The following is a 16392-nucleotide window of genomic DNA, read 5'->3' as shown; positions in this document are numbered from 1 at the left end:
AGTCCAGACCAGAGATGCCGAGCAAGAGCCGCCTCGCGGCGAAGGCATCGTCCCCCTCCCGCGCAGCGAGAGAGGGGGAAGGCGCGCAGCGCCTCAGGGGGTGAGTTTCACAAGTTGCTTGCCGAAGTTCTTGCCCTTGAGCAGCCCCAGGAAGGCCGAGGGTGCCGAGGCCAGGCCTTCGGAGATGGTTTCGCGCGGACGCAGTTTGCCGGCGGCGACCAGGCCGGCCAGCTCGGCCAGCGCCTCGCCCCAGACCTCCATGTGCTCGCTGACAATGAAGCCTTCGATCTTGAGCCGGTTGACCAGGATCAGCGCGGGATTGGCCAGCGGCAGCGGCTGGCCGTCGTAGCCGGCGATCATGCCGCACAGGGCCACGCGCGCAAAGGCGTTGGTGCGCAGCAGCACGGCGTCGAAGATGTAGCCGCCCACGTTCTCGAAATAGCCGTCGATGCCGTCGGGGCAGGCCTCCTTCAAGGCCCTGGCCATGCTCTTGAGGTCGGGATGCTCGCGGTAGTCGATGCAGGCGTCGAAGCCCAGCTCCTCGGTCGCGTAGCGGCACTTGTCGGGGCCACCCGCGATGCCCACCACGCGGCAGCCGCGCGCCTTGGCCAGCGCCGCAAACGCGCTGCCCACGGCCCCCGTGGCGGCACTGACCACCACGGTCTCGCCGGCCTTGGGGTTGATGATCTTCACCAGGCCGTACCAGGCGGTCACGCCGGGCATGCCCACGGCGCCCAGGTAGTAGGACAGCGGCACGTGCGTGGTATCGACCTTGCGCAGCGCGCCCGGCGCGTTGCCGTCGACCACCGAATACTCCTGCCAGCCGCCCATGCCGACCACCTTGTCGCCGGCCTGGTACTTGGGGTGGCGGCTGTCCACCACCTCGCCCACGGTGCCGCCCTGCATGACTTCGCCCAGGGGCTGGGGTGCCGCATAGCTCTTGGCATCGTTCATGCGGCCGCGCATGTAGGGGTCCAGGCTCAGGTAGTGGTGGCGCACCAGCACCTGCCCGTCCTGCAGTGCGGGCACCGTGCCCTGCACCAGCTTGAAATTGCTCTCCACGGCTTCGCCCTGGGGGCGGTTGTCCAAAATAATCTGCTGGTTCGCGGTCATGGCATATCTCCTGGAGTATTGGCAGCGCAGTGCAGCGCCTTGCAAGGGCTGCGGAGATGACCATGCCTCATCGCCGCAGGCTGATTTTTCGATAGCGGCCAGCGCTCGCTGTTCGGAGCTTTCAATGCTCCATCGCCTTGAAAGCAAGGCATTTCGTGCGCTGGCCGCTACCGTTTCTAAAGAGTCAATCGGTCACCAGGACCGTTTCGCCCGCGCCGCCGGCATCCGGCGCGCTCTTGCGGCGCATGTACTTGAAGGTGCCCGTGGCATGGGCGCACAGCCTGCCTTCGGCATCGTAGATATGGCCTTCGGTGAAGGCCATCTGGCTCGTGCGGTGCAGCAGCCGGCCCCGGGCGACCAGGGCGCCGCGGGCAGGCTGCATGAACGAGGTCTTCATCTCCACCGTCACCACGCCCATGTCCGCCTGCACGCTGCGCGCGGCCACGGCCATGGTCACGTCCAGCAGCGTCATGGATGCGCCGCCATGGGTCACGCCAAAGGAATTCAGGTGCTCCGGCCGGGCCATGTAGTGCAGCTCGGACTGGCCGCCTTCCATTTTCCGGAGCATGAAGCCCAACTCATGCACAAAGGGAATTTCTGCTCCAAAAGACGGCACGTGCGACCTTTCCAGGGTGATGGATGAATATTGTGAGGACTTACGCAAGCCAGGAGGCGCCTGAATGTTTTTCCCGAGGCAAGGCCCGCGCCCGGAACTGATCTGCGTAAGCCGTGGTGGTTTGCTGCCGCGCTCAGCCGCCGACCAGGGCGCTCACGCCGCCGTCGACGGCCATCCACTGGCCCGTGATGTGCTTGCCCGCGTCGCTGGCGTACAGCAGCGTGATGCCCTTGAGATCCTCGTCGTCGCCCAGGCGGCGCAGCGGCGCATGCGACTTCATCTCGTCCTCGCCCAGGGTCTCGATCAGCACGGCCGCCATCTTGGTCTTGAAGAAGCCCGGGCAGATCGCGTTGACGGTGATGCCGTGCACGCCCCACTCGCCGGCCAGCGCCCGCGTGAAGTTGAGCACGGCCCCCTTGGAGGTGTTGTAGGCAATGGTCTTCATGCCGACGGGATTGCCGCCCAGCGCCGCGATGGAGGCCAGATTGATGATGCGGCCGCTGCCGCGCGGGATCATGCTCAGCCGCGCGATCTGCTGGCTCAGCAGGAAGTAGCCGCGCACATTGAGGTTCATCACCTTGTCCCAGGCCGCCGTCGGATGGTCTTCGGCCGGCGCGCCCCAGCTGGCGCCCGCGTTGTTGACCAGGATGTCCACATGGCCCAGGCGCTGCACGGCCTCCTTGGCCAGGCGCGCGATGTCGGCCTCGTCGGCGCAGTCGGCCGCGATCCAGTCGGCCTCGATGCCCGCGGCCTTGAGCTCGGCCGCCGCCTCCTGCAGATCGGCCGCCTTGCGCGACGTCAGCAGAATGCGGGCCCCGACCTCGCCCAGGGCATGGGCCATCTGCAGGCCCAGGCCGCGCGAGCCGCCGGTCACCAAGGCGGTCTTGCCCGTCAGATCAAAAAGTTGCTGCACCTTGCGTGTCATGCGCTTGTCTCCTTGGATTCCATGCAAAAAATCTGCCGGCCATTTTGCAGGCGGCGCATGCGCCGCGTTGTCACCTGCGTGTCGAGCCGGGCGCCCTCTCTTCAGAGGCCTTCGAACAGCGAGCGCGAACCGCCCCAGGCGGCCCCTTCCAGCTCCAGCATGCGCAGCTTGGTCAACGGCCCCTGGCCGCCCGAAAAACCGCCCGGCCGCCCCCCGGCGGCCAGCACCCGGTGGCAGGGCACGATGGGCGCGAACGGATTGGCGCCCAGTGCCTGGCCCACGGCGCGCGCCAGGGCGGCATCGCCCAGCGCCCTGGCCACCTCGCCATAGGTGGCGGTGCGCCCGGGCGCAATGCCACGCGCCCATTCATAGACCTGGCGGTGAAAGTCGGAGACGCCATGCCAGTCCAGCTCGATTTCGCCCAGGAGGGGCAGCGCACCGGCACCCGGCGTATCGACGCCCGGCACGCCACCTCCCACGGCACCTGCAGGCTGGAAGGCAGAGCGCAGATCGGGCAGCACGCCGTCCGCCTCGTGCTCCTGTGCATGGAACGCCCCATGGCCCGCCATCAGGACCTGGACGCCGGCCACCGCTTGCAGGGCCACGGACGGCAAGGCGCCAGCATCATCCACCGCCGTCCATTGCCCGTCCGCCACGCCGGGCCAGCGCTGGCGCAAGCCCCGCAGCAGGCGGGCGCGCGTCGGCTCGGCCGCGCCCTCGGGCAACTGCACGGCCGCAATGCGCGCATCGCGCCAGGCCAGCGCGCACAGGCCGATGCGCGTGGCAAACACGGCATGGCCGCAGACGGGAAAAAGCGAGGGCTCGGACATGGGCAGCAACAGCAGGTGGAGGTGGAGGTGGAGGTGGAGGTGGAGGTGGAGGTGGAGGTGGAGGTGGAGGTGGAGGTGGAGGTGGAGGTGGAGGTGGAGGTGGAGGTGGAGGTGGAGGTGGAAAGCATGCCACGGCAAAAACACTGGATGCAACAACAGTTGTTTGCTGTATATTTACACAGTCTCAACACAGTGAACCCAAGGACATGCAAGAAGCCATTTTCACCGTCACGCTTTGCGACTACCCCGAGCTGCCCGAGCCGCAGCGCCAGCAGGCCGAAGCCCGCTATGCCCGCGTGCTGGCCCGCCAGTTCGGTGGCGAGGCCGAAGTGACACAAGCCCTGTCTCTCGTGCAAAGGCTGGAGGACACGCCGCCGGAGGAAATCACCGAGGAAGCCAAGCAGGTCTTCACGCGCTGGATGAAGGCTGCCCGCGCCGCAGCCGAAGCCGGGCTGCAGGGAATCGGCGGCACCGAGTCCTGCTTCTTCGAAGTGAGGAAGGTGGCGCCCTGAGGCGCTTCGCGCCCTTCTCCCAAGGGGGACGACCTCCGCGCTGCGCGGCGGCGCGGCCCGTCCAGGTCCCAGCCTGATGCCTGCGGTCCGGACCGCGCCCGTTTGGAGGGCATTGCACGGACATACACTTGGCGGCTTTCACCAGAACCGCCAGAGCCGTATTTCCATGCAAGCACTGCAGCCCCTGCTCGATGCCATCGCCGCCATGCCCTACCCCACGGATGCCCGGCGCATCTTCCATGGGCGTGGCGGCCGGCATCCGGGCTGCGAGCAGCTATCGCTGGATGCCTACCCGCCGGTCATCGTGCTCACCAGCTTCGAGCCGCTGGCCGAGCAGGCGGTCGCCACCGTCGACCAGGCCCTGCGCGCGCGCTGGGCCCGGATCGCCTCCGATGCCCAGCCGCTGAACTGGCTGCTGCAGACGCGCGAAGTGGGCGGCAAGTTCGACATCCGCATCATGGCCGGCGCCGTGCCCGAACCCCATGTGGTCACGGAAAACGGCGCCCGCTATCTGGTGCATCTGGCACGCGGGCAGAACCACGGCCTGTTCCTGGACATGGCGGCCGGCCGCGAATGGGTGCGCCGGCAGGTGCAGGCCCATCCGCGCCCCGCGCGCATGAAGGTGCTCAACCTCTTTGCCTATACCTGCGCCTTTTCCGTCGTGGCCCGGCTGGCGGGCGCGGGCCAGGTGCTCAACATGGACATGAGCAAGGGCGCCCTGGCCATCGGCCAGCAGAACCACCAGCTCAACGGCGTCAAGAACGGCGCCAGCTTTGCGGCCCACGACATCTTCAGCAGCTGGGGCAAGATCACGCGCGGCGGCCCCTACGACCTCATCATCGTGGACCCTCCGAGCTACCAGAAGGGCAGCTTCGTGGCGACCAAGGACTACGCCCGCCTGATGCGCCGCCTGCCCGACCTACTGCTGCCCGAAGGCCAGGTGCTGCTGTGCCTGAACGCGCCCGAACTCGATACCCGGTTTCTCACAGCCCAGATGCAGGAGTTCGCACCCGAGCTGCAATGGGTGGAGCGCGTGGCCAATCCGCCCGTGTTTGCCGATGTGGACGAGGAGCGCAGCCTCAAGGTGCTGGTCTACCGCGCGCCTGCGCTATCCCAGGCCTGAGAACGTGTTTGCGGTCTCTACGCAGCTGCGCTGGTGCGCCATCGGGATGAATTCAAAGCAACGGTTCGCAGCTTGCACCGGGGGCAGGCAAGAGACAGTGCGAAGACATCGCCCGATGGCGCTCCAGCCCTGCGGGGCGGTGGCTTGGCGGCCGCCCGGATGATGGGCGGCCTGCGGCGTTGCCTAGCCGGCCGCGCCAATGCTCGCGATAGCGTGGCTGTTGCTGCGGTGCTGCGCCTGGGCGCCCCTCCCGCAAAGCCGCTGTCGGGGCGCGCGGAGATCGGAAACGCGTCGTGAAAGCTTTTCAGGCCTTGTACAGCAGGGCTACGGCACGCGCTTCCATGGCCTGCTGCTGGCCCACCGGGCCCATTTTCTCGGCCGTCTTGGCCTTGACGTTGACCTGGCCCGCGTCCAGCCCCAGGGCCTGGGCGATGCGAGTGCGCATGGCGTCGATATGCGGCGCCAGCTTGGGCGCCTGGGCCACGATGGTGCTGTCGATATTGCCGATCTCCAGCCCCGTGGCGCGCACGCGGCGGGCGGCCTCGGCCAGCAGCGCCACGGAATCGGCGCCCTTGAACTGCGCATCGGTATCGGGGAAATGGCGGCCGATGTCGCCCAGCGCCGCGGCGCCCAGCAAGGCGTCGGTGATGGCGTGCAGCAGCACGTCGGCATCCGAATGGCCGAGCAGGCCCAGGGTATGCGGCACCTCGATGCCGCCCAGGATCAGCTTGCGGCCCGGCACCAGCGCGTGCACATCCCAGCCTTCACCAATACGAAAATTCATCTCAAATCCTTGGAACGTGTTGACCATCAATCAAAGTAGCTGTCAGCGCCTGCTATTCAATGCTTTCAGATGGTTTTCCATCTGAAAACCACGCACCGCAAGCGCCGGCAGCTCCTTTTTCGATCAGAAAAATGGATTGCCCTGGGGCTGGGGCTGGTCGCGCAGCCCCTTGTAGCGCGCCAGAGTGGCCTGGTTCTGGCGCTGGGACAGCACGGCCGCGGCGAGCGCGAAATCGTCGGGATAGGTGACCTTGAAATTCTGCGCCCCGCCCGGCACCAGGCGCGGATGCAGGCCCGCAGCCTCCATGGCGCTGGCCTCGTCGGTCACTTCGGCGCCGGCCTGGTGCAGGGCCTGCTGCAGCGGGCCGATGCGGAACATCTGCGGCGTCTGCGCCAGCCATTTGTCGCTGCGGTCCACGGTCTCGGCCACGCGCACGCCGCCGGGCCCGACGGTCGCGGTCTTGAGGGTGTCGGGCAGCTTGTGGGCCAGCAGCCCGCCCACGGCATCGTGCTCGCAGGCATCGATCAGTGCGTCGATGAGCTGCGGCGTCACCAGGCAGCGCGCCGCATCGTGCACCAGCACCCAGTCCTGCGGGCTCGCGCCCCGCCCGAGCAGAGCCTGCAGGCCGTTGCCCACGGTCTGCGCGCGGCTTGCGCCGCCGCACGCCGCCACCGAACAGCGGGCAGCCGGCGCGCGGCCGTTCCAGAAGCCGTCGCCCGGAGCAATCACCAGCAGGGTGTGATGGATACGCGCGACCGCGGCAAAGGCCGCCAGCGTGTGCATGACCATGGGCTGGCCGGCCACCGGCTGGTACTGCTTGGGCAGCTCCGGCGCCAGCGCGCCGGCCGCCACGGCCCGCGTGCCCGTGCCGGCGCAGGGAATCAGGGCCCATAAACGTACCGGGCGCGGGGCTGTCGCTTGCATCTCTGTCATAGGAGCGAATTCTAGGGTCTGCCATGCGCAAAAGACGGCTGCGTAGAATGTGGCGCATCCCCTCTGCCTGCGCCGAGGGGTTTTGTCGTTACCTTGCCGCGCCTTCATCCGAACATGCAACTGCCCAAGCTCACTCCCGGTAAACGCTTCACCCTGCCCCGCCCCACCGGCAGCGCCGACGCCCTGCTGCTGGCCCGCCTGGGCGAACGCGAGAAAGCCGCCGGGCGGGTCACGGCCATCGTGACGGCCGACGCCGCGGATGCCCAGCGGCTGATCGACGAGATGGCTTTTTTCGCGCCCGGGCTGCGCTGCGCGCTGTTTCCCGACTGGGAAACCCTGCCCTACGACAGCTTCTCGCCGCACCAGGACCTGATCAGCGAACGCCTGGCCACGCTGTGGCGCATCAACCAGCGCGACCGCGAGCACGGCGCCGACGTGGTCGTCGTGCCCGCCACCACGGCGCTGTACCGGCTGGCGCCGCCCTCCTTCCTGGCGGGCTACACCTTCGAGTTCAAGACCGGCCAGAAGCTCGACGAGGCCCGGCTGCGCGCCCAGCTCACGCTGGCCGGCTACCAGCATGTGTCCCAGGTCGTGAGCCACGGCGAATACGCGGTGCGCGGCGGCCTGATCGACCTGTTCCCCATGGGCTCGCCCCAGCCCTACCGCGTGGACCTGTTCGACGACGAGATCGACTCCATCCGCACCTTCGATCCCGACACCCAGCGCAGCCTCTACCCCGTGCCCGAGGTGCGCCTGCTGCCGGGGCGCGAATTCCCCATGGACGAGGAGGCGCGCGCCAAGTTCCGCAGCCGCTGGCGCGAGCTGCTCGAGGGCGATCCCACGCGCAGCCGCATCTACAAGGACATGGGCCAGGGCATTGCCACGGCCGGCATCGAGTACTACCTGCCGCTGTTCTTCGACGAGACCGCCACCGTATTCGACTACCTGGGCGATGACGCCACCGTGGTGCTGCACGGCGAGCTGGAACCGGCCTTCCAGCGCTTCTGGCAGGATACCAGGGACCGCTACCGCCTGGTGCAGGGCGACCCCGACCACCCGGCCCTGCCGCCCGAGGCGCTGTTCCTCACGGCCGAGCAGTTCTACACCCGCTCCAGGGAGCATGCCCAGCTCGCCCTGCGCCCGGGCGCCGAGGACGTGCAGGACAGCGCCCTCTTCCAGAAACTCGAGGACCTGTCGGTCATGCGCGGCGCCGAGGACCCGCTGGCCAGGCTGCAGAAACATATAGCATCCAGCGCGCACCGGGTCTTGCTCCTGGCCGAATCCGACGGCCGGCGCGAAAGCCTGCTGGACTTCTTCCGCGCCTCGGGCGTGAATCCGCCGGTCTTCGACTCGCTGGCCGAGTTCCAGGCCGATACGCAGGAGAAGGTCGGCATCGCCACCTCCAGCCTGATGAACGGCTTCGCCTGGGTCGAGGAAGGCCTGGACTTCGTCACCGAGACCGAGCTGTTCGCCACCGCGCCCACGGGCCGCCGCCGGCGCCGCCAGGAACAGGTCAGCGACGTGGAGGCGCTGATCAAGGACCTGTCCGAGCTGAAGGTGGGCGACCCCGTGGTCCATGCCGACCACGGCATAGGCCGCTACCGCGGCCTCGTCAACATGGACATGGGCCAGAAGAACCCCGATGGCACGCCCGCGCTGCAGGAGTTCCTGCACCTGGAGTACGCAAGCGACGCCGTGCTCTACGTGCCCGTGAGCCAGCTGCAGCTCATCAGCCGCTACACCGGCGTCTCGCCCGAGGATGCGCCGCTGCACAAGCTGGGCGGCTCGCAGTGGGAAAAGGCCAAGCGCAAGGCCGCCGAGCAGGTGCGCGACTCGGCCGCCGAGCTGCTCAACATCTACGCGCGCCGCGCCGCGCGCCAGGGCCATGCCTTCCGCTTTCCCGCAGCCGACTACGAGCAGTTCGTGGCCGACTTCGGCTTCGAGGAGACCGCCGACCAGCGCGCGGCCATCCATGCCGTGGTGCAGGACATGATCAGCCCCCGGCCCATGGACCGGCTGGTCTGCGGCGACGTGGGCTTCGGCAAGACCGAGGTCGCGCTGCGCGCGGCCTTCGTGGCGGCCATGGGCGGCAAGCAGGTGGCCTTCCTGGCTCCGACCACGCTGCTGGCCGAGCAGCACTACCAGACCCTGGTGGACCGTTTCTCCAAATGGCCGATCAAGGTGGCCGAGGTCTCGCGCTTCCGTTCGGGCAAGGAGATTTCGGCCGCCGTCAAGGGCATTGCCGAAGGCACGGTGGACATCGTGGTGGGCACGCACAAGCTGCTGTCCGAGTCCACCCAGTTCAAGAACCTGGGCCTGCTCATCATCGACGAGGAGCACCGCTTCGGCGTGCGCCACAAGGAGGCCATGAAGGCCATGCGCGCCGAGGTGGACGTGCTCACGCTCACGGCCACGCCGATCCCGCGCACCATGGGCATGGCGCTCGAAGGCCTGCGCGACCTGTCCGTCATCGCCACGGCGCCGCAGCGCCGCCTGGCCATCAAGACCTTTGTGCGCAACGAAGGCACGGGCGTGATCCGCGAGGCCGTGCTGCGCGAGCTCAAGCGCGGCGGCCAGGTCTACTTCCTGCACAACGAGGTCGAGACCATAGAGAACCGCAAGCAAAAGCTCGAGGAAATCCTGCCCGAGGCCCGCATCGCCGTGGCCCACGGCCAGATGCCCGAGCGCGAGCTGGAAAAGGTGATGCGCGACTTCGTGGCCCAGCGCTACAACATCCTGCTGTGCTCGACCATCATCGAGACCGGCATCGACGTGCCCAGCGCCAACACCATCCTCATCAGCCGTGCCGACAAGTTCGGCCTGGCCCAGCTGCACCAGCTGCGCGGACGCGTGGGCCGCAGCCACCACCAGGCCTATGCCTATCTGATGGTGCCCGACCTGGACGGCCTGACCAAGCAGGCCCAGCAGCGGCTGGAAGCCATCCAGCAGATGGAGGAACTGGGCTCGGGCTTTTACCTGGCCATGCACGACCTGGAGATCCGCGGCGCCGGCGAGGTGCTGGGCGAGAACCAGAGCGGCAACATGATGGAGGTGGGCTTCCAGCTCTACAACGAGATGCTGTCCGAGGCCGTGCGCAGCCTCAAGGCCGGCAAGGAGCCCGACCTGCTGGCGCCGCTGTCCGCCTCCACCGACATCAATCTGCACGCCCCGGCCCTGCTGCCCAACGACTACTGCGGCGACGTGCACCTGCGCCTGTCCTTCTACAAGAAGCTGGCCACGGCCAGGACGGCGGACCAGATCGACACGCTGCTGGAGGAAATCGTGGACCGCTTCGGCAAGCTGCCGCCCCAGGCCCAGACGCTGATCGACGTGCACCGCCTGCGCGTGCTGTCCCAGCCCTATGGCGTGGTCAAGGTGGATGCCGCGCCCGGCGTGATCAACATCACCTTCAAGCCCCAGCCGCCCATCGACCCGATGAACATCATCCAGCTGATCCAGAAGAACAGGCACATCAAGCTGGCCGGCAACGAGAAGCTGCGCATAGAAAAAGCCCTGGAAGACCCCAAGGCCCGCGCGCAGATGGTGCGCGACGTGCTGCGCAGCCTGGGCCAGCCGCTCAAGGCTTCGACTTCGGCCGACGCGCCGGCCCACAGCTGAAGCCATGTTCCCGGAAGCGGCCATCGCCTGCATCGCCCTGGCCACAGCCCTGTGGCTGCGCCCCTGGCGCATGCTGGGCAGCCGGCCCGGGCCCGGCGGCAAGGACGATCCCGTCGCCTCGCCGCTGATCACGCCGCTGCTGGGCGTGCTGGTCCTGCTGCCCTGGGTCTGGGCCCTGCCCACGCTGCACCGCATGCCGCTGCAGCTGCAATGGTCGGCAGCGCCGCTGGTGCTGCTGATGCTGGGCTGGCCGCTGGCCATTCCCGCCCTGCTGCTGGTGGCGGCCCTCGCGCATATGCTCTCTCCGGCCCTGGGCTGGGATGACGCGCTGGGCCTGGCCGTCTGGCAGGGCGTGGTGCCGGCCACGCTGGCCCTGCTGTGGGGGGCGATGCTCAGGCGCTGGTGCTGGCACAACATCTTTGTCTTCATCCTGGCGCGCGGCTTCCTGGGCACGGTGCTCAGCGTCTTTGCCGCCACGCTGCTGGGCCAGGCCGCCGGCCATGCGCTGCCCGGCGTGAACGAAGACCTCTCGCGGCTGGCGCGCTGGCTCATGGCCTGGGGCGACGGCGTGACCACGGGCATGCTGACGGCGGTCTTCGTGGTCTTCCGGCCGCAGTGGATGGCCACCTGGTCCGATGCCATCTACCTGCGCCAGCCCCCGCAGGCCTGAATTTGCCTGGCAGGCCGCCCGCGCTGGCTATGATGCGAACCGATCTTTCCTCTTGATGAGCCTTTCATGACCGACGCTACCGAATTCGCCCCCGGACTGATGATCCGCGGCATCACCGCCCCGCAGAAACTGTCCGACTACAAGCTCATCGCCTTCGACATGGACTCGACGCTGATCACCATCGAGTGCATCGACGAGATCGCCGACGCCACGGGCAAGAAGGCGGAAGTGGCCGCCATCACCGAAGCCACCATGCGCGGCGAGATCACCGACTTCAAGGACAGCCTGCGCCAGCGCGTGGGCAAGCTCGTCGGCGTGACCGAGGCCGACATGGAGCGCGTGCGCGCCGAACGCCTCAAGCTTTCGCCGGGCGCCGAAACCCTTGTCAAGGCGACCCAGGCCGCGGGCCTGAAGGTGCTGCTGGTCTCGGGCGGCTTCACCTATTTCGCCGAGCATGTGCGCGGCATGCTGGGCATCGATTTCGTGCGCGCCAACGTGCTCGAAGTCAAGGATGGCGCGCTGACCGGCGGTCTGGTCGAGCAGGCCTGGGGCGACATCTGCGACGGCGCCGAAAAGCGCCGCACGCTGCTGGAAGTCGCCTCGCTGATCGGCATCTCGCCCTCGCAGTGCATTGCCGTGGGGGACGGCAGCAACGACATCCCCATGATGCAGGCCGCCGGCCTGTCCGTGGCCTACCACGCCAAGCCGCGCGTGCGCAACGAGGCCAAGGTCTCCATCAACGAAGGGGGGCTGGACCGCCTGCTGGAAGTCCTGCGCTAAGCAGCCGCCTGCAGCACGGCACGATGTCGTGCAAACTGTCACGTCTGTGCCGCCCGGCTGCAATACACTGGTCCTGGCTTTTACCCACTCCCATGCATGCAAAGGTGTCTGAAATGAGCAAGTTGAAGATTGGCGTCATCGTCGGCAGCAACAGCCAGCAATCGATCAACCGCCAGCTGGCGCAAGGTCTGGTCAAGCTGGCACAGGACCAGGCGGATTTCGAGTTCCTCGACATCTCCCACCTGCCCCTTTACAACCGCGACTTCGACGGAACGCCCGCCTCCAAGCCCTTCCAGGACTTCAAGCAGAAGATCCGCAGCTGCAACGGCCTGCTGTTCGTCACGCCCGAGCACAACCGCTCCGTGCCCGCGGTGCTCAAGAACGCCATCGACGGCGGCAGCCGCCCCTATGGGGACTCGGCCTGGGCCGGCATTCCCGCGGCCATCATCGGCACCTCGCCGGGCGGTCCCGCCACCTCCATGGCCCAGCAGCACCTGCGCAACATCTTCGTCTTTGCGGACATGCCCACCATGCAGCAGCCCGAAGGCTTTGTGCAGTGGAAGGACGGCCTGATCGATGCCGAGGGCAACATCGGCCCGGCCAGCAAGGAGTTCCTGGCCAAGTACATGAGCAAGTTCCTGGCCTGGGTGCAGCTGCACCAGAAACACTGATCCGTCTCCGGGACCCGGCGGCCTGCGCGTACGGTCCGCCGTTGCTCACGCGCTACCCGATCCCGCACCCGCCCCGGCTGCGGGATTTTTCATGCCCGGGCGCCGGCGGCCTTGCCACGCCGGCAAAAAACAGTCCGCGCACACGGGAATCCCGGGCAATGCTGCGGCTGCGTTTTCTACAATGGCGCTGCAGCCGACAAAACGCACCACAACAAGCGGCTTCGCCAGCCCGGGCCCTGCCAGCAGGCAGCCTTCGCCCGGCGTCTTGGAAACCACCCTTCCCACCCCATATGCATCACAAGGGCATGCTCGCGCAGCCCGGCTGTCGCCGCATTCCCCTGGCCGTGCCGGCCAGCCATGCGGACCTGCATATGACAACCATGATTGGAAAAAATCGAGTGAAGACTTCGTACCGTGCCACTGCCTCCGTCATCGCCCTGGCGATCGCCTCGCTGACCGTGCCTTCGCTGGCCCAGGCCAAGCGTCTGGGCGGCGGCAAGTCCGTGCGTCCGGCAGCCATCGGCAAGGCGCCTGCCCAGCCGGCCGCTCCCGTGGCCCCCGCCGCGGCCAAGCCCGCAGTCCCAGCCACTGCGGCACCGGCAGCCGCTGCGGCCCCCGCCGCCGCTGCAGCACCCGCGGCCAGGGGCCCCGGCATGATGGGCACCATGGGTGCGGCAGCCGTGGGTGCCGTGGCGGGCACCATGGCAGGCAGTGCGATTGCGGGTGCCATGACGCCTTCGGAAAAGGAGGCTGCCGCCAAGAAGGAAGCCGAAGCCAAGGCCGCCGAGGCCGAAGCTGCCGAACTGCAGCGCAAGGCCGATGCCGCCAAGGCCAAGGCGGAAGCCGCCCGCGCCGCAGCCAAGTAAACGTCCCGCCTGCATGCGGCAGCCCGCCTCGGCCGCCCTGCTCACCAGCCCCATCGCGCTCGCGCGCATGGGGCTGTTCTGTTTCGGCATGGCCTGCCCCTTGAAACCAGTCCCCGATGCGGCATGGCGAGGCCGACGCGCTTGCTAGCATCCTTGGCTTTCATACAGAACAAGGAGACCCGCATGCAGACTTTGCCCCTTCTTTCCCGCCCTGGCTTCAGGAAGCTGGCGCTTGCCGGCGCCATGGCTGCCGCGCTGTCGGCCGCCAGCATGGCCGTGCACGCGCAGGCCGTGCCGTCTGCCGCAGCTGCGCCCGCCGCCACTTCCTCGCCACAGGCCCAGGCCCTGCATGCCCAGATCGACGAGCGCGCCAAGGCCATAGAGCAAAAGCTCATCGCCTGGCGCCGCGACATCCACCAGCACCCCGAGCTGGGCAACCTCGAGACGCGCACCGCCGCGCTGGTGGCCGATCACCTGCGCAAGCTGGGCATGGAGGTCAAGACCGGCGTGGCCGTGACCGGGGTGGTCGGCCTGCTCAAGGGCGGCAAGAGCGGTCCGGTGGTGGCGCTGCGCGCCGACATGGACGCCCTGCCGGTCAAGGAGCAGGTGGACCTGCCCTTCGCCTCCAAGGCCAAGGGCATGTACCTGGGCAAGGAAGTGGACGTGATGCACGCCTGCGGCCACGACACCCACACCGCCATGCTGATGGCCACGGCCGAGGTGCTGGCCGGCATGAAGGACCAGCTGCCCGGCAGCGTGAAGTTCATCTTCCAGCCGGCCGAGGAGTCGCCCGCCAACTTCGAGCCCGACGGCGAGAAGATCTGGGGCGCCAGGCAGATGGTCAAGGAAGGCGTGATGGCCAACCCCAAGGTCGATGCCGTCTTCGGCCTGCATGTGTCCAGCAGCTATCCCGCGGGCTGGATCGCCTGGCGCCCGGGCCCGGCCATGTCGTCCGCCGACCAGTTCTGGATCGACGTGACCGGCAAGCAGACGCACGGCGCGCGCCCCTGGTCGGGCATCGATCCCATCGTGGCCAGCGCCCAGATCATCACCGGCATCCAGAGCATCATCAGCCGCCAGTCCAATATCGCGCTGGAGCCCGCGGTGGTGACGGTGGGCGCCATCAACGGCGGCAACCGCATGAACATCATCCCCGACAAGGTCTCGATGATCGGCACCATCCGCACCTACGACGAGGGCATGAAGAAGGACATCCACAAGCGCCTGGCCACCACGGCCGAGCACATCGCCGAGAGCTCGGGCGCCAAGGCCAGGGTCAAGGTGGTGGAGCTGTACAACGCCGTGGTCAACCCGCCCGACCTGGTCGCGAAGATGGGCCCCACGCTGGAGCGCGTGGCCGGTCCGGGCAACTTCGGCGTGCAGCCCAAGTCCTCGGCCTCGGAAGACTTCTCGTTCTACCAGCAGGAAGCGCCCGGCATGTTTTTCTACCTGGGCGTGACGCCCAAGGACAAGGACCCGAACACCGCGCCCAACAACCACTCGCCGCTGTTCTACGCGGACGAGTCGGCGCTGATCTACGGCGTGCGCGCATTGTCGAACATGGCCGTGGACTACATGCTGGCTTCGCAGCGCTCCTGAACTTCGGGCTGCCGCCAAAGGTGCGCTGCACGGCTCGCGCGGTAGAGGGCGCGACGAGGCGTGCAGAGTATCCCTAGCCCCCGGGCAGCGGCAGGCCGGCGGCCCCGCGCAGCGGCGCCAGCAGATGCGCCAGGCCGTTGTGGTCCAGCTCCTGCATCAGGGCCAGCAGCTGCCCGAGTTCGCCCTTGGGGAAGCCCTCGCGGGCGAACCAGTTCAGGTAGTTGCCGGGCAGGTCGGCGATCAGGCGCCCCTTGTATTTGCCATAGGGCATTTGCACCTGCACCAGGCGCTGCAGCATTTCAGGATTCATGCAGCCATGGTAGAGGTCGGTGACCGCCAATGAAGAATAAAAAGCGACATTCTTATAACCAAATAAGAAAAATGTCCTGTACACCCGCACCAATCGCACTAGACTATGCGTCTTGTTACACCGGTGCCCGAGGCGTTGCCTCACTCCTCACGGCCCTGGAAATTCATTGCAACCTGCTGAAGAAAGTCTGGAAGATCCATGTTCAAGCAAGCTCTTTCTGCCATCGCTATTGCCACGCTGGCCTTGACGGCCCAGGCCGGCGAAGTGCTCAAGGTCGGTGCCACTGCCGTTCCCCACGCTGAAATCCTCAACCACATCAAGCCCGCCCTCAAGGTCCAGGGCATCGACCTGGAGGTCAAGGAGTTCAGCGATTACGTGCAGCCCAACTCGGCGGTGGAAGACAAGCAGCTGGACGCCAACTTCTTCCAGCACCAGCCCTACCTGGACAGCTTCAACAAGGACCGCAAGACCTCGCTGGTGGCCGTGCCGGACGGCAAGGTGCATGTGGAGCCCTTCGGCGCCTACTCCAGCAAGATCAAGAACCTCAAGGAGCTGAAGGACGGCGCCACCATCGCCATCCCCAACGACCCCTCCAACGGCGGCCGCGCCCTGATCCTGCTGGCCAAGCAGGGCCTGATCGAGCTCAAGGACCCCAAGAGCCTGACCCCCACGCCGCTGGACGTCGTCAAGAACCCCAAGAAGCTCAAGTTCAAGGAACTGGAAGCGCCTCTGCTGCCGCGCGCCCTGGCCGACGTGGATCTGGCGCTGATCAACACCAACTACGCCATCGAGGCCAAGCTCAACCCCACCAAGGATGCGCTGTTCATCGAAGGCGCGGACTCGCCCTACACCAACATCGTCGTGGCCCGCAAGGACCGCGCGGGCGGCGCCGACATCGCCAAGCTGATGAATGCCCTGCATACCCCCGATGTGAAGAAATTCATCCTCGAAAAATACAAGGGCGCCGTGGTGCCTGCGTTCTGAGCGACTGCCGTCAACTCAAAGAAAAACGCTGCCGGTGGCAGCGTTTTTTTTTACTCTT

The 16392-nt window shown here is 67.3% G+C and carries 16 protein-coding genes; 9 read left to right on the top strand and 7 right to left on the bottom strand.

Annotated features, from left to right (window positions below; genetic code table 11):
• Nucleotides 1–93: 93 nt before the first annotated feature.
• The 4 genes from Cte04_RS14035 to Cte04_RS14020 form a co-directional block, all read right to left on the bottom strand.
• Complete coding sequence (locus Cte04_RS14035) at nucleotides 94–1113, bottom strand: NADP-dependent oxidoreductase (RefSeq protein ID WP_066478944.1); 1020 nt, start codon at nucleotides 1111–1113, stop codon at nucleotides 94–96.
• Between the two features lie 184 nt (nucleotides 1114–1297).
• A complete protein-coding gene (locus Cte04_RS14030; protein WP_066478937.1) occupies nucleotides 1298–1729 on the bottom strand; it encodes a PaaI family thioesterase in 432 nt (143 codons plus the stop codon).
• Nucleotides 1730–1862: 133 nt separating this feature from the next.
• Nucleotides 1863–2654, bottom strand: a complete 792-nt coding sequence (locus Cte04_RS14025) for an SDR family oxidoreductase (protein ID WP_066478935.1) — start codon at nucleotides 2652–2654, stop codon at nucleotides 1863–1865.
• 101 nt (nucleotides 2655–2755) lie between these two features.
• The gene (locus Cte04_RS14020; RefSeq protein ID WP_066479326.1) at nucleotides 2756–3484 is read right to left on the bottom strand and encodes a methylated-DNA--[protein]-cysteine S-methyltransferase; all 729 of its coding nucleotides are present in this window, start codon (nucleotides 3482–3484) and stop codon (nucleotides 2756–2758) included.
• Between the two features lie 206 nt (nucleotides 3485–3690).
• Here Cte04_RS14020 and Cte04_RS14015 point away from each other — a divergent pair, with 206 nt between their 5' ends.
• Both Cte04_RS14015 and Cte04_RS14010 read left to right on the top strand, forming a co-directional pair.
• Nucleotides 3691–3996 (top strand): hypothetical protein, encoded by a 306-nt coding sequence (locus Cte04_RS14015; protein ID WP_066478933.1) that lies wholly within the window; start codon nucleotides 3691–3693, stop codon nucleotides 3994–3996.
• Nucleotides 3997–4171: 175 nt separating this feature from the next.
• Nucleotides 4172–5119: a class I SAM-dependent methyltransferase gene (locus Cte04_RS14010; RefSeq protein WP_066479323.1), complete on the top strand. Its 948-nt coding sequence runs from the start codon at nucleotides 4172–4174 to the stop codon at nucleotides 5117–5119.
• Nucleotides 5120–5423: 304 nt separating this feature from the next.
• Here the strand turns inward: Cte04_RS14010 and ispF are convergent, their stop codons facing one another.
• Nucleotides 5424–5903 carry a 2-C-methyl-D-erythritol 2,4-cyclodiphosphate synthase gene (gene ispF, locus Cte04_RS14005; protein ID WP_066478927.1) on the bottom strand — a complete coding sequence of 160 codons (480 nt, stop codon included), beginning with the start codon at nucleotides 5901–5903 and terminating at the stop codon, nucleotides 5424–5426.
• 123 nt (nucleotides 5904–6026) lie between these two features.
• On the bottom strand, nucleotides 6027–6836 hold the full coding sequence (gene ispD, locus Cte04_RS14000; protein WP_066478915.1) for a 2-C-methyl-D-erythritol 4-phosphate cytidylyltransferase: 810 nt from the start codon (nucleotides 6834–6836) through the stop codon (nucleotides 6027–6029).
• A gap of 114 nt (nucleotides 6837–6950) precedes the next feature.
• On the opposite strand from ispD, the gene mfd reads away from it, so the two are divergent.
• From mfd to Cte04_RS13970, 6 genes are all read left to right on the top strand, one after another.
• Nucleotides 6951–10454 carry a transcription-repair coupling factor gene (mfd, locus tag Cte04_RS13995; RefSeq protein ID WP_066478913.1) on the top strand — a complete coding sequence of 1168 codons (3504 nt, stop codon included), beginning with the start codon at nucleotides 6951–6953 and terminating at the stop codon, nucleotides 10452–10454.
• Between the two features lie 4 nt (nucleotides 10455–10458).
• Complete coding sequence (locus tag Cte04_RS13990; protein WP_066478903.1) at nucleotides 10459–11124, top strand: hypothetical protein; 666 nt, start codon at nucleotides 10459–10461, stop codon at nucleotides 11122–11124.
• A gap of 66 nt (nucleotides 11125–11190) precedes the next feature.
• Nucleotides 11191–11904: a phosphoserine phosphatase SerB gene (gene serB, locus Cte04_RS13985; protein WP_066478897.1), complete on the top strand. Its 714-nt coding sequence runs from the start codon at nucleotides 11191–11193 to the stop codon at nucleotides 11902–11904.
• 113 nt (nucleotides 11905–12017) lie between these two features.
• A complete protein-coding gene (locus Cte04_RS13980; protein ID WP_066478894.1) occupies nucleotides 12018–12575 on the top strand; it encodes an NADPH-dependent FMN reductase in 558 nt (185 codons plus the stop codon).
• A 371-nt stretch (nucleotides 12576–12946) separates the two neighbouring features.
• Nucleotides 12947–13441 carry an ABC transporter substrate-binding protein gene (locus Cte04_RS13975; protein WP_066479321.1) on the top strand — a complete coding sequence of 165 codons (495 nt, stop codon included), beginning with the start codon at nucleotides 12947–12949 and terminating at the stop codon, nucleotides 13439–13441.
• Between the two features lie 183 nt (nucleotides 13442–13624).
• Nucleotides 13625–15040, top strand: coding sequence for an amidohydrolase (locus tag Cte04_RS13970; RefSeq protein ID WP_169798052.1), 1416 nt, complete (start codon nucleotides 13625–13627; stop codon nucleotides 15038–15040).
• A gap of 73 nt (nucleotides 15041–15113) precedes the next feature.
• On the opposite strand, the gene Cte04_RS13965 is transcribed toward Cte04_RS13970, so the two are convergent.
• Entirely contained in the window at nucleotides 15114–15350 is a 237-nt protein-coding gene (locus Cte04_RS13965) for a DUF3820 family protein (RefSeq protein WP_066479316.1), read from the bottom strand.
• Between the two features lie 198 nt (nucleotides 15351–15548).
• Between Cte04_RS13965 and Cte04_RS13960 the strand changes: the two genes are divergently transcribed.
• Nucleotides 15549–16334, top strand: coding sequence for a MetQ/NlpA family ABC transporter substrate-binding protein (locus tag Cte04_RS13960; RefSeq protein ID WP_066478886.1), 786 nt, complete (start codon nucleotides 15549–15551; stop codon nucleotides 16332–16334).
• Nucleotides 16335–16392 lie beyond the last annotated feature (58 nt).

The sequence above is a fragment of the Comamonas terrae genome (assembly GCF_001544075.1).
GTDB lineage: Bacteria > Pseudomonadota > Gammaproteobacteria > Burkholderiales > Burkholderiaceae_C > Comamonas > Comamonas terrae.
Note: the sequence above shows the minus strand (reverse complement) of the source record. Positions and strands in the feature narration are given on the sequence as shown.

Coding starts and splice junctions, on each gene's coding strand:
- Cte04_RS13980 (WP_066478894.1), top strand. CDS start 12,018: ATGAGCAAGTTGAAGATTGGCGTCATCGTCGGCAGCAACAGCCAGCAA.
- Cte04_RS13970 (WP_169798052.1), top strand. CDS start 13,625: ATGCAGACTTTGCCCCTTCTTTCCCGCCCTGGCTTCAGGAAGCTGGCG.
- ispF (WP_066478927.1), bottom strand. CDS start 5,903: ATGAATTTTCGTATTGGTGAAGGCTGGGATGTGCACGCGCTGGTGCCG.
- Cte04_RS14035 (WP_066478944.1), bottom strand. CDS start 1,113: ATGACCGCGAACCAGCAGATTATTTTGGACAACCGCCCCCAGGGCGAA.
- serB (WP_066478897.1), top strand. CDS start 11,191: ATGACCGACGCTACCGAATTCGCCCCCGGACTGATGATCCGCGGCATC.
- Cte04_RS14015 (WP_066478933.1), top strand. CDS start 3,691: ATGCAAGAAGCCATTTTCACCGTCACGCTTTGCGACTACCCCGAGCTG.
- Cte04_RS13975 (WP_066479321.1), top strand. CDS start 12,947: ATGACAACCATGATTGGAAAAAATCGAGTGAAGACTTCGTACCGTGCC.
- Cte04_RS13965 (WP_066479316.1), bottom strand. CDS start 15,350: ATGAATCCTGAAATGCTGCAGCGCCTGGTGCAGGTGCAAATGCCCTAT.
- Cte04_RS14025 (WP_066478935.1), bottom strand. CDS start 2,654: ATGACACGCAAGGTGCAGCAACTTTTTGATCTGACGGGCAAGACCGCC.
- Cte04_RS13990 (WP_066478903.1), top strand. CDS start 10,459: ATGTTCCCGGAAGCGGCCATCGCCTGCATCGCCCTGGCCACAGCCCTG.
- Cte04_RS14020 (WP_066479326.1), bottom strand. CDS start 3,484: ATGTCCGAGCCCTCGCTTTTTCCCGTCTGCGGCCATGCCGTGTTTGCC.
- mfd (WP_066478913.1), top strand. CDS start 6,951: ATGCAACTGCCCAAGCTCACTCCCGGTAAACGCTTCACCCTGCCCCGC.
- Cte04_RS13960 (WP_066478886.1), top strand. CDS start 15,549: ATGTTCAAGCAAGCTCTTTCTGCCATCGCTATTGCCACGCTGGCCTTG.
- ispD (WP_066478915.1), bottom strand. CDS start 6,836: ATGACAGAGATGCAAGCGACAGCCCCGCGCCCGGTACGTTTATGGGCC.